At 71.9% G+C, this 26,078-nt stretch carries 13 protein-coding genes; 9 read left to right on the plus strand and 4 right to left on the minus strand.

Annotation, left to right across the window (positions count from 1 at the left end; translation table 11 throughout):
- Positions 1-57: 57 nt before the first annotated feature.
- The 3 genes from ACH4N1_RS30570 to ACH4N1_RS30580 are packed head-to-tail and all read left to right on the plus strand — an operon-like array spanning position 58 to position 14,452.
- Positions 58-3,570 (plus strand): AMP-binding protein, encoded by a 3,513-nt coding sequence (locus ACH4N1_RS30570; protein ID WP_398102516.1) that lies wholly within the window; start codon positions 58-60, stop codon positions 3,568-3,570.
- Entirely contained in the window at positions 3,567-10,526 is a 6,960-nt protein-coding gene (locus ACH4N1_RS30575) for an amino acid adenylation domain-containing protein (protein ID WP_398102518.1), read from the plus strand. Before ACH4N1_RS30570 ends, ACH4N1_RS30575 begins: the two co-directional genes overlap by 4 nt.
- Positions 10,523-14,452: an amino acid adenylation domain-containing protein gene (locus ACH4N1_RS30580; protein ID WP_398102521.1), complete on the plus strand. Its 3,930-nt coding sequence runs from the start codon at positions 10,523-10,525 to the stop codon at positions 14,450-14,452. The genes ACH4N1_RS30575 and ACH4N1_RS30580 overlap by 4 nt, the downstream gene beginning before the upstream one ends.
- A 178-nt stretch (positions 14,453-14,630) precedes the next feature.
- On the opposite strand, the gene ACH4N1_RS30585 is transcribed toward ACH4N1_RS30580, so the two are convergent.
- On the minus strand, positions 14,631-14,828 hold the full coding sequence (locus ACH4N1_RS30585) for a hypothetical protein (RefSeq protein WP_398102524.1): 198 nt from the start codon (positions 14,826-14,828) through the stop codon (positions 14,631-14,633).
- 205 nt (positions 14,829-15,033) lie between these two features.
- Here ACH4N1_RS30585 and ACH4N1_RS30590 point away from each other — a divergent pair, with 205 nt between their 5' ends.
- Positions 15,034-16,923 carry an ATP-binding cassette domain-containing protein gene (locus ACH4N1_RS30590; protein ID WP_398102527.1) on the plus strand — a complete coding sequence of 630 codons (1,890 nt, stop codon included), beginning with the start codon at positions 15,034-15,036 and terminating at the stop codon, positions 16,921-16,923.
- 24 nt (positions 16,924-16,947) lie between these two features.
- Positions 16,948-17,352, plus strand: coding sequence for a MazG-like family protein (locus ACH4N1_RS30595; protein ID WP_398102530.1), 405 nt, complete (start codon positions 16,948-16,950; stop codon positions 17,350-17,352).
- Positions 17,353-17,510: 158 nt separating this feature from the next.
- Here the strand turns inward: ACH4N1_RS30595 and ACH4N1_RS30600 are convergent, their stop codons facing one another.
- Positions 17,511-18,908, minus strand: coding sequence for a hypothetical protein (locus ACH4N1_RS30600; protein ID WP_398102533.1), 1,398 nt, complete (start codon positions 18,906-18,908; stop codon positions 17,511-17,513).
- Positions 18,909-19,329: 421 nt separating this feature from the next.
- Between ACH4N1_RS30600 and ACH4N1_RS30605 the strand changes: the two genes are divergently transcribed.
- A complete protein-coding gene (locus ACH4N1_RS30605) occupies positions 19,330-19,575 on the plus strand; it encodes a DUF5133 domain-containing protein (RefSeq protein WP_398102536.1) in 246 nt (81 codons plus the stop codon).
- A gap of 618 nt (positions 19,576-20,193) precedes the next feature.
- The gene (locus ACH4N1_RS30610; RefSeq protein WP_398102539.1) at positions 20,194-20,856 is read left to right on the plus strand and encodes a hypothetical protein; all 663 of its coding nucleotides are present in this window, start codon (positions 20,194-20,196) and stop codon (positions 20,854-20,856) included.
- A gap of 694 nt (positions 20,857-21,550) precedes the next feature.
- Here the strand turns inward: ACH4N1_RS30610 and ACH4N1_RS30615 are convergent.
- Complete coding sequence (locus tag ACH4N1_RS30615) at positions 21,551-21,688, minus strand: hypothetical protein (protein ID WP_398102742.1); 138 nt, start codon at positions 21,686-21,688, stop codon at positions 21,551-21,553.
- On the opposite strand from ACH4N1_RS30615, the gene ACH4N1_RS30620 reads away from it, so the two are divergent.
- Both ACH4N1_RS30620 and ACH4N1_RS30625 read left to right on the plus strand, forming a co-directional pair.
- Entirely contained in the window at positions 21,663-22,793 is a 1,131-nt protein-coding gene (locus ACH4N1_RS30620; protein WP_398102736.1) for an MFS transporter, read from the plus strand. The genes ACH4N1_RS30615 and ACH4N1_RS30620 overlap by 26 nt on opposite strands.
- Positions 22,794-23,141: 348 nt before the next feature.
- Positions 23,142-24,089 (plus strand): hypothetical protein, encoded by a 948-nt coding sequence (locus ACH4N1_RS30625; protein WP_398102542.1) that lies wholly within the window; start codon positions 23,142-23,144, stop codon positions 24,087-24,089.
- Positions 24,090-24,365: 276 nt separating this feature from the next.
- Here the strand turns inward: ACH4N1_RS30625 and ACH4N1_RS30630 are convergent, their stop codons facing one another.
- Positions 24,366-25,856, minus strand: coding sequence for an alpha/beta hydrolase family protein (locus ACH4N1_RS30630; protein WP_398102545.1), 1,491 nt, complete (start codon positions 25,854-25,856; stop codon positions 24,366-24,368).
- Positions 25,857-26,078: the final 222 nt, after the last annotated feature.

Genomic DNA, 26,078 nt, shown 5'->3' on the forward strand with positions numbered 1-26,078 from the left:
GGACTGCCTCCCGGTCCGTCACCGCACCCGCCGTACCGCGAACCAGGGAAGGCCATCGTGCACGACGACCTGGAAACACGACCGACGGCCCGCTCGGCGGGGACGCCCCGGCTGCCGCTCTCACAGGGCCAGGAAAGACTTTGGTACCTGGAGCAGATCGCCGTCGCTGCGCCGGTCCACCACGTGTCCGCCGCCACCCTCGTCGAGGGCCCGATGGACGCCGATCGCCTGGCATCCGCCCTGCGGGACTGTGTCTCCCGCCACGAGTTGCTCCGCAGTACCTTCGACGACCGCGGGGACGGGCCGCGCCGTACCGTCCGTGTGACGGCCGAGGTGCCGCTGCGGCGACTGGACCTTGAGGGACTCGAGGGAGGATCCGCGCCGGGGACGGACGCCCGGGGCGGATCCGTGCCCAAGGCGGAGCTGCGCGGTGTGCTTGCCAAGGAGAGCGCCCGGCCCTTCGCCCTCGACCGCGGGCCCGGCCTGCGCGCCACCCTGGTGCGCACCGGCGAAGAGCGGCACGTACTGCTGTTCACAGCGCACCGCATCGTCGCCGACCGGGCCTCGCTCACTGTGCTGGAGCATGAACTGGCCGCCCGCTACGAGGCATTGAGCGCCGGCTCGGCGCAGCTCCCGCTCCCGCACGCGGACCGGCCGACCCTGGAGCGGGAAACCTGGGACGAGGGGCTGCCGTACTGGAAGCGGCGGCTGGCGGGTCTCCCGCCGCTCGGCCTGCCGCTCGACCGGACCCGGCCGAGGACACCGACCCACCGGGCGACGGGCCGGGGGCTGCTCCTCGACGCCCGGCACACCGAGGCCCTGCGGCGGCTCGCCCGCGAGGAAGGCGTACCGGCGTCGACGGTGCCGGCGGTCGCCTTCGCCGTGCTGCTGGCACGCTGGACGAGTCGGCACGATGTGGTGTTCGGCACCCCCGTGGACCGTCGTCCGTCGGCGTCCGCGAGGACAGCGTTCGGGCCTTACGAGGACCTGCTCCTGCTGCGGGTCGATCTGACGGGCCGTCCCTCCTTACGGGAAGCGGTGCGTCGCGTTGCACGCACCCGGGACGAGGCGGAGCGGCATGCCGACGTCCCCTTCGGGCGACTCGTTCAACTCTTTGACAAAGAGCGGGACTTGAGCCGCCATCCGCTCTGCCAGGCGGTTTTCGCCGTGACGGGGGCGCGGCGTACGGGCTTCACCGCGGCGGGGCTCACCACGTCCGCACTCGCCCTGGACGACGCGACCGTCCCATACGACCTGCAGTGCACGGTGACCGATGACGATGACGAGGGGCGGGGCGACCTCGAGGCCGAGTTGCGCCTCGCATCCGACCTGTGGCTGCCGGAGTCGGCCGACCGCATGGCGATCGCCTTCCGCGCACTGCTCACCGCCCTTGCCGAGACCCCCGACCGACGGATCGGGGAGATTCCGGTGCTGTCGCCCGAGGACCGGGCCCGGGTCGACGCCTGGAACGCCACCGACCGGCCCCTGCCCGAACCGGCCACCGTGGACGGGCTGTTCCTCGGGTGGGCGGAGCGCACCCCGCAAGCCCCCGCCCTCACCGACCGCACCGGGACCTGGACGTACGCGCGGCTGCGGGCGCGGGCCGACCGCGTCGGACGGACCCTGATCGCGGCCGGCGTCACCCCGGACTCCGCCGTCGCCCTGCACATGCGGCGCTCCGCCGACCTGGTCACGGGCATGCTCGGCGTGCTCCTGGCCGGCGGCGCCCCCCTCGTCCTCGACCCCGACCATCCCGAGGAACGACTGCGGTTCATGGCCGACGACGCCGAGATCTCGGCCGTCCTCAGCCGTGCCGAACCACCTGCCTGGCTGCACGGTCTGGGCGTACCCGTACTGCGACTCACCGACGCGGAACACGACAGCGCCGATACGACCGCCCCGCAGGGGCAGGGGCCGGCACCAGCCGATCGGGAACCCGACACGCCTGCTGCACCTGGGCCCGCACCCGCCCCGGCCGTCGCCACCGGCCCGGAGCGGCAAGGGCCCCCGGCAGCCGGCCCGGCACACGGCATGCCTGTGGCAGGTGGCGCGGAGCACGTGAGGCATTGCCGCGTCGGCCCGCTTCCGCGGTCCCGCTCCCACCCCGTCGGGCTGGCCGCCGTGGTGCACACCTCCGGGTCGACCGGGCGGCCCAAGGCCGTCGGGATACCCCATCGGGCCGTCGTGCGGCTGATCACTGCGACCGACTACGTGTCCATCGGTCCGGGCGACGTCCTGCTGCACCTCGGCGACCCGGCCTTCGACATCACCGCCTTCGAGGTGTGGGGGGCGCTGTGCAACGGTGCCCGGGTGGAGGTGCTGCCCGGCGACGAACCCCTCGGGCCCGACGAGGTGCTGGCCGCGCTGCGTGAGCTGCGGCCGACGATCGTCGCCCTCACCGGCACCCTCTTCAACCGGGTGGCCGACATCGACCCGAGGGCCTTCGGCGGACTGCGCCATCTCTTCGTCGTCGGAGAGGTGATGGATCCCCGTCGCACGCGCGCGGTGCTGCGCGGCGGCGCGCCGCCCGAGCACCTGCACAACGGGTACGGCCCGAGCGAGAACGCGACGTTCTCCACGACCCACCTGGTGGACCGGCTGTCCGGGGACAGCCCGAGCGTGCCCATCGGCTCCGCCCTCACCAACACCACACTGCACGTGCTGGACCAGGAGCTGGAACCCGTGCCGATCGGGGTGACCGGCGAGTTGTATGTAGGCGGGCTGGGGGTCGCCCGGGGTTATCTGGGCCGCCCGGGCCACACCGCGGAGCGCTTCCTGCCGGATCCGTTCGCGTCCGGGCCGGGGGCGTTGATGTACCGCACCGGCGACCTGGTGCGAAGGCTCCCGGACGGGGCGCTGGACTTCCTCGGCCGGGCCGACCAGCAGGTGAAGATCCGTGGCTATCGCATCGAGCCGGGGGAGGTCGAGGCGGCGCTGCTGGCCGGCGATGACGTGCGCGAATGCGTCGTGCGGGCGGTCGACGTCGCCGGGGACCGGCGGCTCGTCGCCTACGTCGTCCCCGGACCGGGGCGCCTGCCGTCCCCACCGGAGCTGCTGGGCGGGCTGCGGGACCGGCTGCCGTCGCACATGGTGCCCGGCCATGTCGTCCTGCTCGACGAGCTGCCGACGACGCCCAGCGGGAAGATCGACGGAAGGGCGCTGCCCGGCATCGCCGAGGGCGCGGCCGACCCGCCGTACGCCGACACCGTGCCGCCGAGGACGGCGACGGAGCGCGCCCTGTGGGAGATCTGGGCGGATGCGCTGCGCGTGCGGTCCTTCGGGGTGCACGACAGTTTCTTCCTCGTCGGGGGGCACTCGCTGCTGGCCTCGGTGGTGCGCACCTCGGTCCGCGAACGACTCGGGGTGGCCCTGCCGTTGCGCACCCTGTTCGACGTGCCGACCCTGGCCGGCCTCGCCGTCGAGGTCGAGCGGGCCGCCGACGAGGCGGCGGTTGTACCAGCGTGTGCGCGAGCGGGCGAGGACTCGGAACAACTCGACGGCCTGGTGGCCGAACTGGAGCGGCTCGCCGAGTCCCGGCGCGCCGAGGGACGAGCGGGGGGAGCCGCATGACGCGCACCACGACGACGGCCGACGCGATCGACGCGGATCTGCGGGGCAGGATCGAACGCCTCCCCGCCGGGCAGCGAGCCCTGCTGCGACAGCGCCTGTGGGAGAAGGGCGCCCCGACCGGGCTGCCCGCCCTGGACGACGACGGGGAGGCCCCCGCGTCCTTCACCCAGCGCCGGATGGCGTTCCTGGCCGGGCTGGATCCGGACAGCCCGGCCTACCACAGCCCCGTCGTGCACCGCCTCACCGGACCGCTGGACGACACCGCCCTCGAAGCAGCCCTCAACGACCTGTTGCGCCACCATGCCGTCCTGCGCACCGTCCTTCCGGTCCGGGACGGCCGCACCGTGCAGCGGGTCCTGCCGCACCGGCATCGCGCGCTGCCCGTCGTCGACCTGTCCGCGCTGCCCGGGCACGACCGGCAGGCGGAGGCCGAGCGACTCGCACGGGCGGACGCCGTGGAACGGTTCGACCTTGCCGAGGGACCGCTGATGCGGTTCCGGCTGCTCCGTCTCGCCGCCGACGACGCGGTCCTGGTACTCACCTTCCACCACGCGGTCGTCGACGGCTGGTCCCTGGGCATCCTCCTGAGCGATCTGGGCACCGCGTACGGGGCGCGCCTGGACGGGCAGACACCCGAACCGCCCGCCCACACGGTGCAGTACGCCGAGTACGCCCGCTGGCAGCACGAGTGGGCCGAAGGCGCCGAGGCCGCAGGCCAGTTGGACTACTGGGAACGCCGGCTGGCCGGTGCCCCGGACCCGATGCCACTGCCCGCCGACCGTCCCCGGCCCGAGCGCCCCCAGGGGCGCGCCGGGTCCACGGTGTTCACCGTTCCCGCGCCCGTGACCGACGAGTTGCGGAAGATCTCCGTGCGCACCGGCGGCACCCTGTTCATGGTGCTGCTCGCGGCGTTCCAGATCGTGCTCGCCCGGTACGGTGGCCACGACGACGTGGTGGTCGGCACCCCCCTTGCCAACCGGCGCTACCAAGGCTTCCACGACCTGGTCGGCTTCTTCGCCAACTCGGTCCCGCTGCGCTCGCGGGTCGCATCGGAGGCGTCCTTCGAGGACTTCCTCGCCGAAGTCCGCACGACGTGCCTGGAAGCGTACGAGAACCAGGACGTGCCCCTCGACCTGGTCGCGCGGCGACTGCACCCGGAGCGCGGCCCCGGCCGGAACCCGATCTACCAGGTCAACTTCACCCTGCACAACACACCGCCGCGTCCGGTCCGCACCCTGCCGGGCGGGATCGGTCTCATTCCGCTGGACCACCTGGACCATGACGCCGCCCGCTTCGACCTCGACCTGAACGTCTGGGAGACCGACGCCGGGCTGGAGGGCCGGCTCATCCACGCCACGGACCTGTTCGACACGGTGACCGGTGAGCGTCTCGCCCGATCGCTGGGTGTCCTGCTCGCCGCCGTGGCCGCCGCCCCGGACACGCGGATCGGTGAACTGCCGCTGCTGACGGCCGTGGAGAGCGAGCGGTTCCTGCGCGAGGGCCACGGCACACCTGCCGACCGCCCCGAGGACGCGCGCGTGGACCGGCTCTTCGCCGAACGGGCGCGCACCGCCCCCGACACGGTGGCCGTGTCGGCGCCGGGCCGCGCCGACCTGACCTTCTCGGACCTCGACCGCCGCGCCAACGGCCTCGCCCACCGGCTGCGTGGCCTCGGCGCCGGTCCAGGCCGCGTGGTCGCCGTGCTGCTGCCCCGCACACCCGAGGCGCTGGTCGCGCTGCTCGCCGTGCTGAAGAGCGGCGCCGCGTACGTGGCGCTCGACCCGGCCTATCCGAAGGCCCGGCGCGATCACATGCTGCACGACAGCGGGGCCGTGCTGCTCGTCACCGACCCACGACCGGGGGACCCGGACATCCCGGGTGTCCCGACCGTCGTGGTGGACCCGGACCGGGTGGCCGAGGAGGCCACCGGGGCTCCGCCGGAGGGTGACGGCGGGTCCGACGACCTGATGTACCTGATGTACACCTCCGGCTCGACCGGCGGGCCCAAGGGCGCCATGCTCTCCCACCGCCAGGTCGCCAACTACCTGCTGTGGGCGGTGGAGACGTACCTGCCGCCCGGGGCGGACGGCGCTGTCCCTGTGCACTCCTCGCTCTCCTTCGACCTGACCGTGACAAGCCTCTTCGCCCCGCTGCTGGCCGGCCGACGCCTGCTGCTCGCCGATGACTCCGGCACACCCGGCGAGGCCCTGCGCGCCTCGGCCGAGGCGGACACCGGCCTCGCCTTCGTCAAGCTCACCCCCTCGCACCTGAAGATGCTCGAGGGCTCCACGGCCCCCGCGCGTGCCGGGGCGTGGACCCGCACCCTGGTCGTCGGCGGCGAGGAACTGCACGAGGAGCAGCTCGCGGCCTGGCGCACGGGTGCCGGAGCGCCCCGGATCGTCAACGAGTACGGCCCCACGGAGACTGCCGTGGCCTGCGCCGCGTACGACAGCGCGGACCCGGCCGGTGGCTTCGGCCGGGTGCCGATCGGCAGGCCCGTGCACCACGTGCGGCTGTACGTGCTCGACGAGGCGACGAACCCGGTGCCACCGGGTGTGCCCGGAGAGCTTTACGTCGGCGGGGCGGGCGTCTGTCACGGCTACTGGAACCGCCCGGGCCTGACGGCGGAGCGCTTCGTCCCCGACCCCTTCGGCGGCGAGCCGGGCGGACGTCTGTACCGGACCGGTGACCGGGTGCGCCGGAGGGCCGACGGAGACCTCGAGTACCTGGGCCGCCTCGACGACCAGGTGAAGATACGCGGTCACCGGGTCGAGCCGCAGGAGGTCGCCGCCGAGCTGGCCCGGGATCCGGCGGTTCGCGAGGCCGCCGTGATCACGCACGGCCCCACCCCCGAGTCCCGGCAGCTGGTCGCCTTCGTCAGCCCCGAGACCAACACCGGCGTCCCGTCGGACGCGGCGGCCGAGACGGACTGGGTGAGCCGCTGGCAGACGCTGTACGAGGACACCTACGGCTGTGCGGAGGGCCCCGCCGACCCGTCGTTCGACCTGGCCGGCTGGAACAGCAGCTACACCGGCGACCCGATCGAGGCCGACGCGATGCGCGAGTGGCTCGACACCACGGTCGACCGCATACGAGCGCTGAGGCCGAACCGGGCCCTGGAGATCGGCTGCGGCACCGGCCTGATCCTCTCCCGGGTCGCCCCCGACTGCGACTTCTACCAGGGCATCGACCTGTCCGAGCAGGTCATCGGACGACTGCGGCGTACGATCGGCACCACCGAAGCCCCCGAGCGGATCGGGCTACGGGCCGGCCCCGCCCATCTCGCGATCCGTCCGGGCGAGACGTACGACACCGTGATCCTCAACTCCGTCGTCCAGTACTTCCCGTCCGTGGACTACCTGTTGGCAGTCCTGGAGCGGGCGATCGACGCGCTGCCCGCCGGCGGCCAGGTGTTCCTCGGCGACCTGCGCAACCTCGCCCTCCTGGATGCCTTCCACGCCTCCGTCGCCGCCCACCGGGCGAAGCCGGGCACGCCCGACGCCGTCCTGCGCGCCGAGACCACCTGGCGAGTGGAGACCGAGAACGAACTCTGCCTCGACCCCCGGTTCTTCGGCGGACTGACCGTACGGTGGCCGCGGGTCGGCTCGGTAAGGGTCCTGCCGAAGCGGGGAACGGCCGACAACGAACTGACCCGGTACCGTTACGACGTCGTCCTCACCGTCGCCGGGGAGCCCACGCCGGACGACGGTGCAGGTGTCGGGCCGGCCGGCTCACCACCGGAGCGGGACTGGCAGGCGGAGGGCCTGGACGCGGAGGGCCTGGACGCACTGCTCGGCACCGAACGCCCCGAGCGGCTCATGCTGCGCGGCATCCCCAACGCCCGGCTGGCGGGGGACCTGCGGTTGCTGGCCCGGATCTCCGGCGCGGCTCCGGACGCCGTACGGCCGGGTGCCGACCCGGAGGAACTGTGCAGCCTGGCCGGGCGCCATGGGTACGAAGCCGAACCGAGCTGGGCCGAGGGACGGCCCGACGGCTCCTACGACCTGCTGCTGCACCGCAGGGGAACGCCGCCGACGGCGCCTCCGCCGGTCGTCACCGCCACGGAGCCGCACCGGCTCGCCACCGCACCGCTGTGGCGTCCCGCGGCTCTCGCCGCACTGCCCGGGATCGAGTCCCGGCTCGCCGAACGCCTGCCCGGCCCCCTTCTCCCCGCCCGCTATGTCGTGCTGCACCAGATCCCGCTCAACGCCAACGGCAAGGTCGACCGCGCCGTGCTCACGGACCTGCTGATGACGACCGAGGACGAGGGCGACATCGGAGACCACGGAGTGCGGCCGGAGATCGAACTCACGTCCACGCAACGGCGGATGGCCGCCATCTGGAGCGAACTGCTCGGTCGCGACGGTATCCGTGCCGAGGACGACTTCTTCGACCTCGGCGGGCACTCCCTGCTGACCTTCCGGCTCGTGTTCCGGCTGCGGGAGGAGTTCGAGGTGGAGGTGCCGATCCGCGGGCCGTTCGACGCCTCGACGCTCGGCGCACTGGCCGCCCTCGTCGACGGCCTGGTCGTCGAGAAGAACCGGCCCGTGCTGCCCGCACTGGCTCCCGCCGAACGGGACGGGACCGTACCGGCTTCCTTCGCCCAGGAACGCCTGTGGTTCCTTCACCAGATGGACCCGGGCACCGCCCAGTACAACTTCCCGGTCCTCGTCCGACTGACGGGCGAACTCGACGTCGACCTGCTGCGCCGGGCGGTGGCGGAGATCGTACGGCGGCACGAGGTGCTCAGGACCGTGATCACCGCCCGCGACGGGCAGCCGTTCCAGACCGTACTGCCCGCCGAGCCGCCCGCGCTCCCGCTCACCGACCTGACCTCCTACCCGCCGGAGCGACGGGAACCGGAGGCGCGGCGGCTGGCCGGGGAACAGTACGCCGAGCCCTTCGACCTGGCCACCGGGCCGGTACTGCGGGCCGGTCTGCTCCGGCTGGGCGCGGCGGACCATGTTCTGCTGCTGACGGCCCATCATGTGACGGTGGACGGCTGGTCGGCCGCCGTCCTGCTGGACGAGCTGGCCGAGCTGTACACGGCGGGCCGCGAGCACCGAGCGCCCCGCCTGCCCGAACTGCCCGTGCAGTACGCGGACTACGCGCTCTGGCAGCGCCGGCTCGCCGAGGCCGGCCACTTCGACCGTCTGGTGGATCACTGGGCGGCACGCTTGAGGGGCATCCTCGACCTGCCGGGGCTGCCCTTGGACCGGCCGCGCCCGGCGCATCCCGAAAACAGGGGCGAGAGCCTGCGCTTCCGGATCCCGGCCCCGGCCGCGGACGCGATGCGCGCGCTGTGCCGGGAGGAGGACAGCACCCTGTTCATGGCGCTGCTCGCCGCCCTGTACGCGGTGGTGAACCGGCGGACCGGCGAGACCGATCTCGTGGTGGGCTCGGACGTCGCCGGCCGCTCCGACAGCAGGACCGAACCACTGATCGGCTTCTTCGTCAACCAGATCGTGCTACGCGCCGACCTCACCGGCGCCCCGACCTGGCGCGAACTGCTGGGTCGCACCAAGGAAGTGGCACTGGACGCCTACGCGCACCAGGACCTGCCGTTCGAGGAGGTCGTCAAGGCTCTCAGCCCGCCCCGCACCCGCAACCAGAGCCCGCTGTTCCAGATCAAGCTGGTACTCAACAGCAACCGGCGGGCCGCCGGCACCATGGCCGGCTTGCGGCTGAGTCCGTTCACGGTGGACCTCATCGACACCAGCCGCTTCGACGTCACCCTCGTCCTGGAGGAGGACGACGACGGGATCGCCGGGTTCCTCAACTACGACCCTGACCTCTTCGACGCGTCGACCATGGAGGAACTGCGCGAGCAGTACGTCGCACTGGTCGCGGACATGGCCGTCCGGCCGGACGCCTCGATCGCCGAAGCGCCCCTGCCCCTGACGGCACCCACGACCCGTTCCGCTCCGGGCCGGGCCGGGCGGCGCGGCCCCGGGGCCCTGCGCGAGATCAAGCCCACCAAGGTCGCCGTGGCCTCGGACGACATGGTCGTACGGGAGCCGCTGCGGGACGGCGTCGACCTACCGCTCGTGCTGCGCCCGGCCCGCCCCGACGTCGACCTGGTGGCCTGGGCCCGCTCGCACCGCACCCGGCTCGACACCGATCTGGAACGGCACGGCGCCCTGCTGTTCCGGGGCTTCGCCGTCACCGACCCGGATGCCCTGGAACGCTTCGCCTCCGTGTTCGTCGACGACCTCTTCGGCGAAAACGGTGAGCACCCGCGCGCCGCACTCGGCGGCAACGTCTACACGCCGGTGTTCTTCCCGCCCGAGGAGAAGCTGCTCTGGCACAACGAGAACTCCTTCAACGACGAGGGCCCGACCCGCATCTGGTTCTGCTGCGCCCGCCCGGCCGACTCCGGCGGCGAGACACCCCTGGTCGACAGCCGCGCCGTCCACCGAAGGCTGGACCCGGCGGTGCGCGAGGAGTTCACCGCCAAGGGGGTCATGTACGTCCGCAACTACGGCACCGGACTCGGCCTCGACTGGCGCGACGTCTTGCGGACCGGGGACCGGGCCGAGGCCGAGGCCCGCTGCGCCCGGCAGGGACTGCGCTACGAGTGGCACGACGACCGGTTGCGCACCACGGCCGTACGGCCGGCCGTGCTCCGTCATCCGCGCACCGGCGAGTGGTCCTGGTTCAACCAGGCACAGCACTGGCACACCGCCTGCCTCTCAGCGGAGGTACGGGAGGCGCTGCTGTCCACCACGGACCCGGAGGAACTCCCGCGCAGCTGCCGGTTCGGTGACGGCACCGAGATACCCGACGAGGCGATGCGCGACATCCTGCGGGTCTACCAGGAGCTGGAGGTCGCCTTCCCCTGGGAGCGCGGTGATGTGATGCTGCTGGACAACATCCTCACCGCCCATGCCCGTAATCCCTTCCGCGGCGAACGTGAACTCCTCGTCGCCATGGGTGACATGGTGAGGTACCAGTGACGGCGGAGGCGGAGCGGACGCGGCAGGTGGAGGGGTTCCGGCTGTCGTTCCGGCAGCGACGGCTCTGGGAACTCGCCGAACACGGCCCTTCCTGGGCACAGGCGCTCGTCACCGTCGACGGCGAGCTGGACACGGACCGGCTCACGGCCGCGCTGCACGACACGGTGGCCCGGCACGAGATCCTCCGCTCGGCCTACCGGCAGGTGCCGGGCGCCCGCACCGCGCTCCTCGTCGTCCACGACGCGGACCGTCCGGGCCCACGCTGGTCGCACGAGGAACTGGGCCACCTGGACGAGACGGCGCGCCGCCGCAGGATCGACGAGGAGGTCCGCGCCCGGCGGAAGCTGCCGCACGGCGGGCCGGACGACCCGGTGCTGCGGGCCGCCCTCTTCGCCCTCGGCCCCCGCCGGCACGCGCTGCTGCTCACCACCACCCCCCTTGCCGCAGACGGCCGCACCCTGTGGCTGCTCGTCGACGAGCTGGCCGAGCGGTACGCGGGCACACCGCCCACCGACGAGGTGCTGCAGTACAGCCAGTTCACCGAGTGGCAGCACCAGGAGTTCGGCGAGCAACCACCGCACCCGGCACCGGGCGGCCCCGCCCCACGGCTGTCCCTGCCGCTGCGTCGGCCTCCCGGCTCCGGCCGGCCGGAGCGCCGTACCGTCACCGCGTCCCTGCCGGACTCCGTCACGACGGCCGTCCACGACTACGCGCGGCGGCGGCGCGTGCGGCCGGGGGCCGTGCTGCTCGCCTGTTGGCAGACACTGCTGGCCAGGATCGGCCGACAGCGCGACATCACCGTCGACGCGCTGCTCAGCGGCCGGGAGTTCGAGGAGACGGCCACCGTCCTCGGCCACTTCGCCCAGTGGGCGGAGATCACCGCGCGGATCGACCCCGGTCTGGTCCTCGACGCCCTCGCAGCCCGCGCGGAACGCGCCCTGTCCGAGGCCGAGGAGGCCCAGCAGGACGCCCGGTCCTCCGGTGCCGCGGATCAGGCGGGGTGCGGCATCGGCTTCGTCTGCGTGGACACCCCGGCACTGCGGTGCGCCGACGGTGTCACCTTCGCCGTGGCGTGGGACGACGTCGAGACCGAGTCCCACGCCCTGCGGCTGACCTGCGCTCTGGGAACGACGGAAGGCCGCACGACCTGGCACTACGACAGCCGACAGTTCGACGACGCCTATGTCCGGGTGCTCGCCGACCAGTACGTCGTACTGCTCGCCGAACTGCTGGCCGCGCCCGCCGTCCCCGTGCGCGAGGCGCGCCTGCCTCCCGCGGCCGGCGCCGCCCAGCTGCGGTCCCGCCTCCCGAAGCCGGCGGACGGCCGGTGTCTGCACGGCCTCGTCGAGGAGCAGGCCCGACGTTCCCCGGATGCCCTCGCCGTCGTGGCCGGAACCGATCGGCTGACCTTCCGGGAACTCGACACGCGGGCAGACCGGTGGAGCGGCGTGCTGCGCGCCCGGGGCGTCGGCGTCGAAACCCCGGTGGCGGTGCGGGCGGCCCCCTCGGCGGCGCTGGTCGTGGCCCTGCTGGCCGTGCTCAAGGCCGGAGGGACGTATGTGCCGCTCGATCCACTCCTTCCGCCCCTGCGGACCCGGGAACTGCTGGAGCGGGCCGGATGCCGCACGCTGCTCACCGACCGTCCGGACGAGGCGGTGGCGGCCGAGGGAGTCGCGTGCGTCGACCTGCGCGACCTGCCACCCGCGGGTACGAACGCGGAGGCCGAACCCGGACGGCCGTGCGAGGCGGGCCCGGACCACCTCGCGTACATCATGTTCACCTCCGGCTCCTCCGGGACACCCAAGGGAGTGATGCTGCCCCACCGGGCTGTGTGCGATTACCTGTTGTGGAGCGCCCGAACGTACCTTGCTCCGGGTGCCGTTCGCGACGGCGGCGAGGACGGCAGCCAGGGCGACGGCGCGTACGGACGGGGCGGCGAGGGCGGAGCGATGGCGCACTCCTCGATCGGCTTCGACCTCACCGTGACGAGTCTGTTTCTGCCGCTGGTCACCGGTCGTCCCGTCCTCCTCGACCCCGCCTGGCGGGACGCCCTCGCCCTTTCCGCGGACTTGGCCGCCCGGACCGGCCTGGACCTGCTCAAGCTGACCCCGTCGCACCTCAAGGTGGTCAACCAGTCGGTGGAACCAAGAGACTTCACCGGTACCACTGGCTCCCTCGTCCTCGGCGGTGAGGCCCTCGACAGGAGTACGGTCGACACCTGGACGGCACACGCCCCGGGGACGAGGATCTTCAACGAGTACGGGCCGACCGAGACCGCCGTCGGAGTGTGCGTGCACGAGGTGGGCGCCCACGACGGCCCCGGCCCCGTCCCCATCGGCCGGCCCATGGACCACGCCGAGGTCCTCGTCCTGGCCGAGGACCTCACCCCCGTGCCGGTGGGTGTGCCGGGTGAGATCTACATAGGCGGCACGAGCCTCGCCCGCGGATATCTGGGCGCCCCGGCCGCCACCGCCGAACGGTTCGTACCGCATCCCTTCTCACCGGAACCCGGACGCCGTCTCTACCGCTCGGGCGACCTCGCCTGCGTCGGCCCGGACGGCCTGATCCGGTACCTGGGGCGAGTGGACGACCAGATCAAGGTCAACGGGGTACGGACGGAGCCCGAGGAGATCCGGGCCGTGCTGCTGCGGCACCCCGGGGTGCGGGACGCCGCAGTCGTCCTGGTCGCGGACGAGGAACGCGGCGACCACCTGGCCGCCTGCGTCGTCGCCGACGACGTCCACACCACGACGACGCAGGCCCTGCGCACTCACCTGGCCGAGCGGCTGCCGGCCCCACTGGTGCCGACCGCGTATGCCAGGACCGAGGCGATACCTCTCACATCGAACGGCAAGGTGGACCAGGCCGCGGTGCGATCCCTCGTCCAGGCCGGCCCCACCGGGTCCCCGGTCTCGTCGGCGGACGGGGCCGGCACACCGCCGGCCGACCCGGTGGAGGCCGCCGTGGCCCGGATCTTCGAGGAACTGCTCGGTGTCGCCCCCGTCTGCGCGGACGACGACTTCTTCACGCTCGGCGGCCACTCCCTGCTGGCCGTACGGCTGATCGCACGGCTCAATGGGGAACTCCACGCCGAGCTCCCGGTCCGCGTGCTCTTCTCAGAACCGGAGGCGGGGCCGGACCACGAGGTGGGGCGGCCCGGAAGGGCGGCCACGCCTAAGTACCTGGCCCGGCTGCTCAAGGCACGCGATACCGTCCCGCACACCCTTCCGGACGACATCGTGGCACTGCGATCCCGGGGTGAGGGCACCCCGCTGTTCTGCGTCCACCCGGCAGGCGGCGAGGCCACCGGCTTCCGCCATCTCGCCGCCTGCCCCGAGCTGCGCGGCCCGTTGTACGCCCTCCAGGCATCGGCGGACGGTGCCGACCACGAGGACCAGAGCGTCGAGGCGCTGGCCGCCCGCTATCTGGCGGCCGTACGCGCGGTGGCGCCGACCGGCCCGTATCTGCTACTGGGCTGGTCCATGGGCGGGCTGGTGGCCTTCGAAATGGCCCGGCTGTTCGAACTGCAGGGTGAGCGCACGGAGATGGTCTTCCTCGTCGAGAGCTACCTCTCCGCACAACTCCCGGAGTTCGACGAGGACGACGAGCGGGAGAAGCCCGGTCCCGTGGCGGAGGAGGACATGAGCGCCGCCGAGTCGCTCCGGCTGGACCTGCGGCGGCGCGCCAACCGCGCCCATCTGCGGGCCGCCCGGGCCTACCGCCCGCCGCGGTACGCCGGCCCGGTCGCACTCGTCCAGGCCGACGAACAGGATGCGGACTTCCGGCGTACCGCGATCCGCTCCTGGTCCTGTGTCTGTGCCCCCGCCCGGCTGACCCACCACGTCCTGGAAGGAGACCACCTCACCCTGTTCGAGCCGCCGTACGTCACCGAACTCGCCCGCCTGATCGACCGGACGACGCAGTAGTCCACCGGACGCAGGAGCGTCGTTCTCATCGGCGCCGACGCTGTGACCGTCGGCTTTCGGTCCACCGACTCGTGACGTGCGGCGCGCTGCTGCAGAGATAGCCCATGTACCGGTCGAGAACGGACCCGCCGTGGCGGGGCGGGGCGGAGCCGGGAGAAGGCGGAGGCTTCCAGGGCGCTCAGGGCCGGCTGTTCTCGATGTGCCATGTCCCACCGAGACCCATCAGCGAGCGGCAGGCCCACTCGGCCATCGTCATGCCCAGCCGGTAGCCGAAGGCCCCGAAAGCGCTGGCTTCGGTGCCCTGTCGGACGCCGGGCGGTTCCGGCCATACCTGGCATCCCACCGCCTTCGGGCGGTCGGCCGCTCGAAACCTCATGCGTCACAAGAGTTTCGAACGTCGGCGATTCGGCCATGGTGGGCCGCCGCCCAGGAGCGATGCAGCGGGCCCAGGGCCGTACGGACCGTGCGGCGCAAGGGATCCACGCCGTCCGAAATCGAGCGCGTTCGAATCCCGGTCGGCGTCGTTGAGCCGTGCACTGCCGAGCCGTCCAGGTACGGCACCGAGCCCACGGAGGGACCAGGTGACTGTGACTGCCGCCTCAACGAAAACCCCCGACACACCTCCCCCGCCACCGCCGGCCACCATCAGCTTCGAGAGCAAGTTCGGCAAGAACCCACTGGAAGGAGCCGGCTTCGGGGCGATGTGCCGACGCTTGCCCTCCGTACTGGCCCACACCGCGCGCAAGGCGTGGGCCGTCGACAGGGCAGGCTCCGTTCTCCTCCTGGTGTGCCAGGTAATCATCGGCGTCGCCGCCGCTGTCGTCCTGGCCTCCACCGCCCGCGCCATGACACATGTCCTCGGCAGCGGCACCGTCTCCGAACGGCTGCACGCAGCGGTCCCCGCCTTGATCATGGTGACCCTGGCCGCGGGCGCCGGCCGGGTCTGCAGCCTCCTGTCCTCGTACGCGGACGGACGCATCACGCCCCTGCTGACCACCGAAGCCGACGTCGCGCTCGTCTCCGCCGTCCTGCGTGTGGAGTCGTCCGCCCACGGGAGGGACGGTTTCGCCGACCAGCAGGAGGCGGCCGAGATCGGCGTCACCCGCACCCGCCTGATGGTGCAGGACGCGCAGCGGTTCATGTCCGCCCTGATCCGCATGATCGCCGCCGGCGGGGTCGTCACCGCGCTGCACCCGCTGATGCTGCCGGTGCTTCTCCTGGCCGTGCTGCCCGCCGGCGTCGGAGCCGTGCTGTCGGCCCGCGTCGACTACCGCACGCACTTTCTCAACCTCGGCGACCGCAACGTACGGGCCATGATGCGCAGCTGGGCCACCCACTCCCGCTTCGGCGACGAGATCCGCGCCAACGGCATGACCGGCTACCAGATCTACTGGTACCAAGCCCTGTCCGACCGCATCGACTGGCGCACCCTGGCAGCGGCGCCGCAGATGCTGCGCATCCAGTTGTCCACCAGCGCCCTGGGCGGCTTCTTCCTGATGTGCACCTGGGCGACCCTCGCCGGCCTCGCCGTCACCGGCCGTATCGCGCTGCCCGTCGCGGCTACCGCGGTGGTCGCCGTCCAGACCGCGCTCGCCGCGCTCTCCCAAGTCGTCATCAACGGCGCTGCCCTGTTCCACACCTCGCTCTACCTCGCCGACATGCAGGCATTCCTCGACCTCGCACGCGAACGCGCCCCGAAGCGGGGTGAGCTGACGATCCCGGAGCGGGTCGACGAGATCCGTGTCGAGGAAGCCGTCTACCACTACCCCGGCAAGGAGGACCCGGCCGTCGCGGGTGTCTCCTTGACTCTGCGCCGCGGCGAGATCCTGGCCGTCGTCGGCGCGAACGGTTCCGGCAAGTCCACCCTGACCAGGCTCATCACCGGGATCGTGCTCGCCGACAAAGGGCGCGTCCTGTGGGACGGCATCGATCTCGCCGACGCAGACCCCGACTCCGTGTGGAGCCGCACCTCGCTGGTCCCCCAGAACTTCGCGTGCTGGCCGTTGCGGGCCCGCGAGAACATCACTCTGGGCCAGCCGCGCACCCAGGACGACGAGCCGGTTTGGGACGCCATCGACGCCGTCGGCATGCGCGAGGAGATCGAGAAACTGCCCCGCCGGCTCGACACCCTGCTGGCCCGGGAGCTGTTCGGCGGCGCCGAACTGTCGGGCGGCCAGTGGCAGCGGCTCGTGTGCGGCCGCGCGCTGTACCGGCAGACGCCGCTCATGATCCTGGACGAGCCCACCTCACAGATGGACGCCCGCGGCGAGCACGCGATCTTCACGCAGATCAAGCGTCTCGCACCCCGGTGCGTGACGATCGTCGTCACGCACCAGTTGGAGAACACCCGGCTCGCCGACCGCATCCTCGTCATGGACAAAGGCCGCGTCGTCGAGCAGGGCACGTACGAGGACCTGGTCGGTGCGGGCGGCCAGTTCGCCGACCTCGTCGCCCTGGCCAAGGACCGCTGACCCACCCACGGAATCGAGACCCACATGACTGACACCTGGCAGATGATCGCCGACCTCGCCGGCCGCCTCGACGACCACTCCACGCTCCCCCGCGAACAGCGCGTCCTCTACCAACTCCTCAAGATCCAGGAGGAGGCCGGCGAAGTCGCCGAGGCCGCCATCGGCGCGGCCGGGCAGAACCCCCGTAAAGGACATTCCCACACCTGGCAGGACGTCGAATCCGAGGTCTGTGACGTCATCGTCACCGGCATGGTCGCCCTGATGCGCATGAACCCCGACGCGGAGGCGATCTTCACCAAGCACATGCGGCGCATCGCGGACCGCGATCTGGGCAGCGCCCGTGGGACGACCACCGACCGTCCCTCGCAGACGCAGTTCCCGCAATCGAAGGGGACGGCGTCCGGGGGGCCCGGCACATCCTGGCGATGACCTGTGTGACCTGGCACAACCGCACCATCGGTGCACCCGTCACCAGGTCACATATCGCCTACGGCCACTGAGCCGCATCGGAACTGCTCGTCCGGCGGTTCCAGCGGCCTCGGAACAGGTCAAGTGGTCCAAGGGTGCCCCATGGGGGCATCCTTCCCTCAAGAGCTCTCCTGATCGTCCTGCGCCGGCAGCAGCCGCAGGGCCATCACGGTGCCGTCGTCGCCGAAGGAAACGGGACCCCACAGTGGGGCCGTGGTGCTGGTCGGGTAGGTGTCGCGTAGCCCGTACGTCCGGTTCCGGTACGCCTCCACCTGTCCCTTGACCAGCAGGTCGTACAGTTCCTCGGCCATCCCTGAGAACGCCTCGACGCGGATCCGGTTGAGCCGGAACACTTGATCGGTTCCGACGTAGACCGTCGGGCCTATCGTGTGCCGCGCGTCTCTGACGCTGGACGAACCGGCGAACGTCTGCTGCTTGTAGTGCTTGTGGCCCTGCTTGTCGGTCAGGTACCGGGCGATTTCGGTGCCGGCTCCGGCGAAGGCCAGCTGGCCTGCGGCTCCGGTGCGCGCGAGCAGCCGGCCGTACCAGCCGAGCTCCTTGCGGGGGATGAGGAACCCGTCCTGGACTCGTTCTCCGTGGCCGTCGGCAGGTACCTTCACCGCGCCGGCGTACACGAGGTTCCGTTCCGACAGCACTGCGTCCGCACTCCCTCGCCCTGTGGCCGGCCTCGCGGACAGCAGTCCCTTGCCCGGTGCCTGCAGAGCGTTGACGGTGATGCCGTCCGGCGCGAGCAGTTCGGTGGACACCAAGAGGCACGGCGTGGTGTCCCACTCGGCGAGGTGGAAGTGCTCGGCGCGCTCGCTGCCCCTGGCCAGCTGCTTGAACGCTGAGCGGTCGGCCTTGGCGGTGCGCCTGGTGGCCTTCTGATGGTTGCCGTTGACCGTCACCACGAAGACGCGCGACGGCTCGCCCGGGCGCCAGGCTTCGATGAAGAAGTCGGGTCGTGGCCGGGCGCCCAGAGACGGTCGCGGGCCTGAGCGCGCGAAGCCCGCCAGGAGTACGGCCTCCGCGTCCAGTGTGGAGACCATGTGGTCCGGGAAGCGGTTCCGGACGGTGCGTTCGGCGATGGCGAGTCCGAAGGCTCGGCCCAATTCTCGTGCCTGCATGGCCCTGTAGGAGAGTTCCGGGCTCTGGCCCTCGTCGGTGAGGGCCATGTGGCCGCTGGGACCGGTGGCCATGGCCTGGCAGTACTTCAGTCCTTGCCAGTGTTCGGCCAGTCCTCTGCCGCGTCCCTGACGGGCCAGCGCGGTGGCTCGCGCGAAGACGCCCAGCAGGTCCCAGGGGGTGGAGACGAGATCCTGTCGGTCGGCGCCTCGTAACGGTCCGAGTTCAGGCTTACGGGGACTCGGTTCTTTCTCGTCCTGCTTCCGTGCGCGCTGCCGATCGATGGCCGCGGCCGCCTTGTCCGTGTCCGTGACCAGAGCGGCGGTCGAGTTGACACGGACGGGGACCTTTGTGCTGAGCCGGTCGAGTACCTCTTCCGCAGATGCTGACATGGCTCGGCACCGTACGAGCGCGGGTAAGGGCGCACGCAAGTGCGCATGAGCGCTCGCGCTGCCTCGGCAAGGCGGGCGCGATCACCGGTCCGTCCGGCAGACCAGGAGGACGAAGTCACCGTGCCGTGAGGCGCACCTCGCCTGCTTCGGCGATGCGCACGGCGCTGTCCCTCATCGGGTGGTCGGCTCATCCCTGCCACCTGTCCCACGCGATCCGAAGCCCCGGACCGCTTCCGTGGACCGTTCGACGATCTGCAGAAGCTTCGGTGAGTACGGGCATGGACCTCTCGATGCCGGGCAGTCGCAGGGCTGCCGGACGTTGCCCGGAGGTGAGCCTGGTGTGGGGTGCCATGGACACAGCCAGTTCCTCGTGGTGCGGCCGGCGGCTGTGTGGACGGGCTTTGAGGGGAGAGGTATCACCATGATCCTTCCGGCGGAGAAGGACCTGCGCGCTGTGCTGGCCCGGTTCGCCCAGGCGCGCATCGAACACGACGTGCGCCCCACCGGCCGCACCAGCCGGGCTCTGGAGGACTCCACGTACACGCTGTGCGTGATGACCGGAGCCCGCACCGCCGAGCAGGCCCTGCTCGCGGCGGATGCACTGCTCGAGCAGTACGGGGCGAGCTGTGTGAGTGTCTCCCGGGAGGACGAGACACTGGCCGCGTAGGGCTGAGTGCATCAGTGCCGACCCCGCCGCACTCCACCGTCAGGCGCCGCACACCCCCATGAGGCGAACGCCGGTCGGCGGCCCGGTGGGGCCGTCGACCGCGCGAAGGCGGCTGTCGATCGCTCCCCCCTTACGCAGTACGAGTGAATGAACCGACGCTTCCGTTCCCGGGGCCGGTGCCAGGTCCTTACGGTTGCCGAAAGGATCCGAGGGCTGCGGAGGAGGCCCTGCGGGCGGGAGACCGGTGGAAAGGCGCGCCTGATGTCGGGGTTGGGGAAGGCGCCGAGCGTGCTCGGGCCCCGGGCGGGCCGCTGCCGTCAGACCTGGGGCGCGGTCGGCGTGGCGTGTCTCGTGGGAGCGGTGCTGACGCTCGGCGGCTCGTGGGCCGCCGGTGGCGGGACGGCGTGGACGGCGGTTTTCGGGCCGTCCGCCGGATGCTGGGGGTTGGCGGCCTCCCTGATGCTCCGCGCGAGGGGAACGAGCGGACGGGTGCGGACGCGTCTGCTGCTGTTGGGGGGTTCCGCGGTGGCCGCAGCCGTGTACCGGGGAGCGGTCACCGTGTTGTCGGCTCGGCCTCCGGCTTCGGGACGGGACGCGCGATCGTTGCTGGATCCGGTGGTGATCACCGGAGTGACGCTGATGGTCGGCCTGGGGATGGCCGGTCTGGTGGTCGCGGCCGACGCCGGTACAGGACGGCACGTGTTGCTGCGACGCGTGCTCGACGGCGTGGTCACCGCCGGGGCCGTGTTCACGACGGGGTGGGTACTGCTGCGGGGGGCCGGTGACGGCTGGCGGCCGGGGACGGGGATGGTCGGTGTCCTGTGGACCGCCGAAGTCGTGTTCCTCAGTTTTCTGTTCGCCCTGCGCCGTCTCGTACGGAGCGACCAGAGGGCCACCTTGTGGGTCGGGATCGCCGGGTTGTCCCTCATGCTGGTCGGCGACACCCTGCGACTGTGGGCGGCCGGCCCGCACTGTCCGGAGCTGATGTCCTGTCAGCTGGTCGACGCCTGCGCCACCGCGGGACTGCTGGTGGTCGCCGTCGGCCCTTGGGTGCCCGGCGGGGCGAGCGCCCTGAGCACCGCTCGGCCCGCACTGCGGTGGGGGATGGAGGGCGCGGCGGCGTTCGTTCCCCTGACGGTCTGCACGGCCACGGCGCTGGGATACGTGCTGGCTCCGCTTGCCCGAGACCCGGTACCGCTGCTGGTCGGCGGAACGGCGCTGCTGAGCCTCTGGGCTCGCCAGAGGTTCCTGCCGAGCGCGAACACCAGAAACGACGGCTGAGCCCTCGTACCCCGCGGCCGGGCCCCGCGGTCACCTGTGGCTCCGCTTCCACGCCGACGCTCGCAGGGTCTGATCCGGCCGGCGTGCCACGGTCTCCTCGCCCGGCGGCGGGAGCGTCCGCCCGCGGGCAGGCGGCCGGCGACGGTGTCGCGCGGACAAGTGCGGCCCTGGTCGACGGCGGCAACAGCGCGGCCACCCGCTCCCACCGGTCGTCAGGAACAAGGTCGGTACGCGTCCCGGGCACCCTGCCGACCAAGATCGCCGAGCACGAGATCAGCAGCCCGACTCATTCCGAAACGATCAGCGAGAGGCAGGAAGCTGAACGACTCGATCTCGGAGACAGACCAGAGGCCGAAGTCATCAGGTGTGTCTGTCTCCAGCGCGGGCTGCATCACGATCACTCGGCGAGGTGTTGTGCATCCCGCGCCCTTGTCGGCTCCCGACCACACCGGGCGCCCTCGACTCCGGTCGTCCGGAGAAGGCAGGATTCCAATCAACGGCGTCGAGTCCGGCGAACGATCGGGCCGCACCCCATCGCCGAGGCACCCCCACCCGAACCCCGTGACCTGCGATGAACGCGCTTCCGCCCACGAGCGGATTCGCGACGTCACCCTCACGCGCGGCGGTGATGTCGCAGATCTGCCAGCCTTCGCTCCGATCCGCCTGTTGAACTGATCACGCAACAGCACACTCATCACAGGACGGAATCCATGGCTTCATCCACCACCGCCACGACGTACGAATCCGGCGGGGCAGCTTCGCCGCACCGGTCCCCGGTGATCGGATGGCTGGCCGTCGTTGCGGTGATGCTGGGCATCTTCTCGATCGTCACCACGGAAATCTTGCCGATCGGACTTCTCACCAAGATCGGTGCCAGCTTCACCATCTCCGACGGCATGGCCGGACTGATGATGACCATGCCCGGCTTCCTCGCGGCGATCGCCGCACCGGTCGTCACCGTGGCGACCGCGCGGATCGACCGCCGCTTGATGCTGTGCGTTTTCATGGTCCTGCTCGCCGGAGCGAACTTCCTCGCGGCAGCGGCGCCCGATTACTGGCTCGTCCTGGTCTCCCGCGTCATCGTCGGCATCGTGATCGGCGGCTTCTGGTCCATCGGCGCCTCACTGGCCGAACGCCTGGTACCCGCCGAATCCGTCGGGCGCGCGACAGCGGTGATCTTCTCCGCCGTGCCGCTGGGCTCCGTACTCGGCGTCCCCGCCGGCACGTTCATCGGCGACCTGGCCGGATGGCGCACCGCGTTCATCGCCATGGGCGGCCTCACCGTCGCCGTGCTGATCATGCTGCTGCTCGTCATGCCACCGCTGCCGCCCCGCCAGACGACCCGCCTGACCGTACTGCGCGGCATGCTCAACAGTGTCGCCACCCGCTTCGCGCTGCTCCTGACCGTGCTGGTCGTCCTGGCGCACTTCGGAACCTACACCTACGTCACCCCGTTCCTCGAACAGGTCACTGACGTCAGCTCCGGGCTCATCACCGTCTTCCTGCTCGTCTACGGCGCGGCAGGCATCCTCGGCAACTTCCTTGGCGGCTCCCTGGCGGCCCGCCACCCGCGGGCCACCTTCGGTACCGCCGCCGGCATGATCGCAGCCGCCACGCTGCTCCTGCCCGTGCTGGGCCAGTGGAAAGCCGGAGCCGTCGTCCTCCTCGTCGTCTGGGGCGTGGGATACGGGGCGGTCCCCGTCTCCTCCCAGACCTGGTTCACCAAGGCGGCCCCCGCCACCCCCGAGGCCGCCTCCGTCATGTTCACCGCCTCCTTCCAGGCCACGATCTCCCTCGGAGCCCTGGTCGGAGGGCTCGTCGTCGACGGCAGCTCACCCTCGACGGTCATGATCCTGGGCGGCATGACGGCCGCACTCATGATCCTGGTCGTGTGGGCTCACTACGCCCGACGCCTGACATGGCCGGACAACACCTGAGCCGCACGACCTCTTTGAACCCCCTGGCAAGCCCCGGACCCCACCGAACGGTGCACGGTCCGGGGCGGCCGATCGCAGATCCCCGGTCCCCGACACACCGCGGAGAGGACACCTTCAGCGGAGAGATCTCCAGGCCGGACGCAGCCTCCCGGCCGGCTCCGCCGTCAGGGGAAGCGGGCGGGGATACGCGCAGCTTGCGGTGTCAGGCCGCTTGGTTCCTTCAACTCGCCTGATACGCATGCGACTTGAGAGTTTCGGGGTGCTGCTTCGGGGACAGTCGACTGTGAGTCGTACGACGCCTGTTCGGGACCCGGAAAGGGGCCCGGCCGACAGAGGGGGACCCGACCCATGCCCATCCGTACAAGACGGTGGCGCGGCCTGCTCGGCGCGCTGGTGAGCCTGAGCGCGGCGATCGGTCTGACGGCCGGCCTGGCCGCGCCTGCCGAGGCGGCCGGCACGACGCCGGTCGCCGTGACGAAGTACAGCCACACCAGCGAGAGCGGGGACTGGGTCGGGCAGGGCGGCAGCGTGGCCTACACCCCGAAGACGGCGACGATCACCGTCGAAGGGGCCGCTGAGACGCTGACCGTCCGGATCGAGAACGACGCCGTCTGGTGGACCGTCCAGCTCGAGGCACCCGCGGGGGAGAAGCTCCACCCCGGCGTCTACCGCGACGCCGAACGTGCCGGCTTCACCACCGGCCGAGCCCCCGGCCTCGACGTCAATGGCCAGTCGCGCGGCTGCAACAGGGTCTACGGCCAGTTCGCGGTCAACCAGATCGAGGCGGACGCGTCCGGTGCGATCACCACGCTGGACGCCACGTACACACAGCGCTGCGAGTCCGCCGACGCGCCCGTGCTGAAGGGGGCGGTCAAGTACCACGCGTACCCGCTGTCCTTCTCCTACGCCAGCGAGCCCGGTGACTACGTCGGCCAGGGCCGCACCGGTACCCACACCGGTGCCACCAGCCTCTTCTCCCTCCGCTCCTGGGGAATCGGAGGCCTGTCCTACGAGGCTTCCGGCAAGAGGGAGAAGTGGTCGGCCCTCCTGGTCCCGCCCGTGGGCGAGTCCTTCGAGGCGGGCCGCACCTATACGGCCGAGCGCGGCAACGGTCCCGGTACGGCCGGACTCGATGTCTCCGGCTTCGGCGGCTGCAACGCCGCCAACGGTGAGCTGACCATCACCAAGCTGGCCCGCGGCACCGACGGCGAGGTCACGGCACTGGCGGCCACGTTCGTCCAGCACTGTGAGGGTGCCGAGCCGGCGCTACGAGGGACGATCCACTACTACGCCTGACGGGCTCGGGCACGGCCGCCGTCGAGAGGCAGGCCGTGCCCTTGCCGTAGTCCTTGAAGCAGGCCGGGCGGGTGCCCGGTACGCGGCACGCAGCGAGCCGCGCGGCCGCGGGCGGTGATCGACCCGCTGCAGCAGGGCCCCGTCCTTCCCCGGGCACCGCGGCCGACGACCACCCGGAGCGGCGCTGGGTGTCGTCGTTCACCGCGCCGGACTTCGGGGCGGCACTGCGGCCGGGGAGGGGAACGGCCGTCCCGTCGGCTGCCGCGGCACAGCTGATCAGCGGCCGTTGCCCGGGCGGTGGACACTGAGGTCGCCGTAGGCCGACAGGTCGCCGGCCAGGTCGCCGGGTTCGTGCCGCAGAACGGCGTCCAGGAAGGCGAGAGTGAGGGCGGCGACGACACGCGGGCTCTCGGTGCGGCCCAGGGACCCGACGACGGAGGGCAGGGGCGGCAGGTACAGGGGGCCGTCCATGAAGGTGAGGTGTGCGGCACCGGGGATGGTGAGCCGGTAGCTCGTCGCGGTGTTGAGGGTGAGGGCCTCGGTGAGGCGGGGCAGGTAACGCGGGTCGGTTTCCGGGGTGATGGCCTGGGTGAGCGCGAGCGTCGGCCGGTGGAGGGAGGGGGAGGCGGGGCCGTGGGGGTAGCCGTCCAGATCGATGACGGCGTCGAACCGGTGGTCCCGCCGGGCGGCCTGCAGGGCGGCGGCACCGCCCATGGAGTGGCCGGTCACCGCGACCCGGCCGGTGTCCAGGCGTCCGGTCAGCGGGCCGGAGATCTCCCCCCGGTCCAGACGGTCCAGTTGAGTGAGGACGAAGCCGAGGTCGGCGGCCCGGACGGCCGTCCAGCCGGCCGCCAGCTCGTCGTCCTTGTCCCGGTCGCCGGTGGAGGCGAGCTCGGTGTCGATCGTCCGGCCGTCGGCGAGGACGACGGCGGCGGAGTCGTACGGGTGGTCGACAGCGGCGACCACGTAGCCGTGGCTGGCCAGTTCCTCCGCCCAGGCGGTGTTCTGGGTGCGCACTCCGCCCGACCCGGGAGAGAACAGCACCACCGGGAACCGTCCGCCCCCATCGGCCACCGGGGCGTCGAAGACCGAACGGGTGCGGGCACGCGGGACGCCGTCGACCAGGAAACCGGGCAGGCCGGCCTCTCGGGCGAGGGCATCGGACACGGTGCGCGCCTCGTGCTCCGTGCGTCCGAGGTACCGGGCCCGTCGCGCACCCGCGGGGCTCTGCCGCGCGGGGTACCAGAGCTGGACCACGACCGTGCGCCGGTCGTGCGGATCGGCGGTGAAGCTCTCGGGACGGCGTGGGTCGGTCCACTGCACCACGCGGGTGCCGACCGCGAAGTCGCCCGACGGCTCGGGGAACACGGGCACGGGGAAGGCCCAGGCGGCCACCGGGCCCGTGGCGACCAGGCCGACGCAGGCAGCCGATCCCGGCAACGCCAGCCACCACCGGGCCCGCCACGCCGGCCGGCCGCTACGGCGTCGCAGCAACGGAGAGACGGCGAACGGCAGCGCGAGAACAGCGCCTGCCAGTACCGGCAGCATCTGCCAGCGGATCCCCGCCACGCCCAGCACGATCGCGGACGGCACGAAAACGGCCCCCGCCGCGATCGTGACGCGCGGGCGGGCGGCGGGGGGAAACCAGCGCGCCCCCACCATCGCGACGGCACCCAGCAGGGCAAGGAATTCCAGGGGGGACAGGTACAGCCCCGTGATGATCTCGGTCACCTGGCCATCCTCGGCGCAGGGCACGCGCTGCCACATCGGTCCCCGGGAGCCATCGTGTGCCACCTGAGTCGCATCCCGGTACGCCGCCCGTGCGACCTGAGTCGCATCCCCGTATGCCGCCTGTGCGACCGGGGTCGCAATCGAGCACACCAGTTCGGTGTCGGCGCGGTGTCGGCGATGACTCCACGAGCCCCCCGGACGGCTCGGTTCTTGTGCGTGCCCCGTCCGGTCGCCGTGCCGCACCACCCTTGCCCGCGG

Origin of the sequence: Streptomyces sp. NPDC017202 (assembly GCF_044331705.1) — a bacterium.
GTDB lineage: Bacteria > Actinomycetota > Actinomycetes > Streptomycetales > Streptomycetaceae > Streptomyces.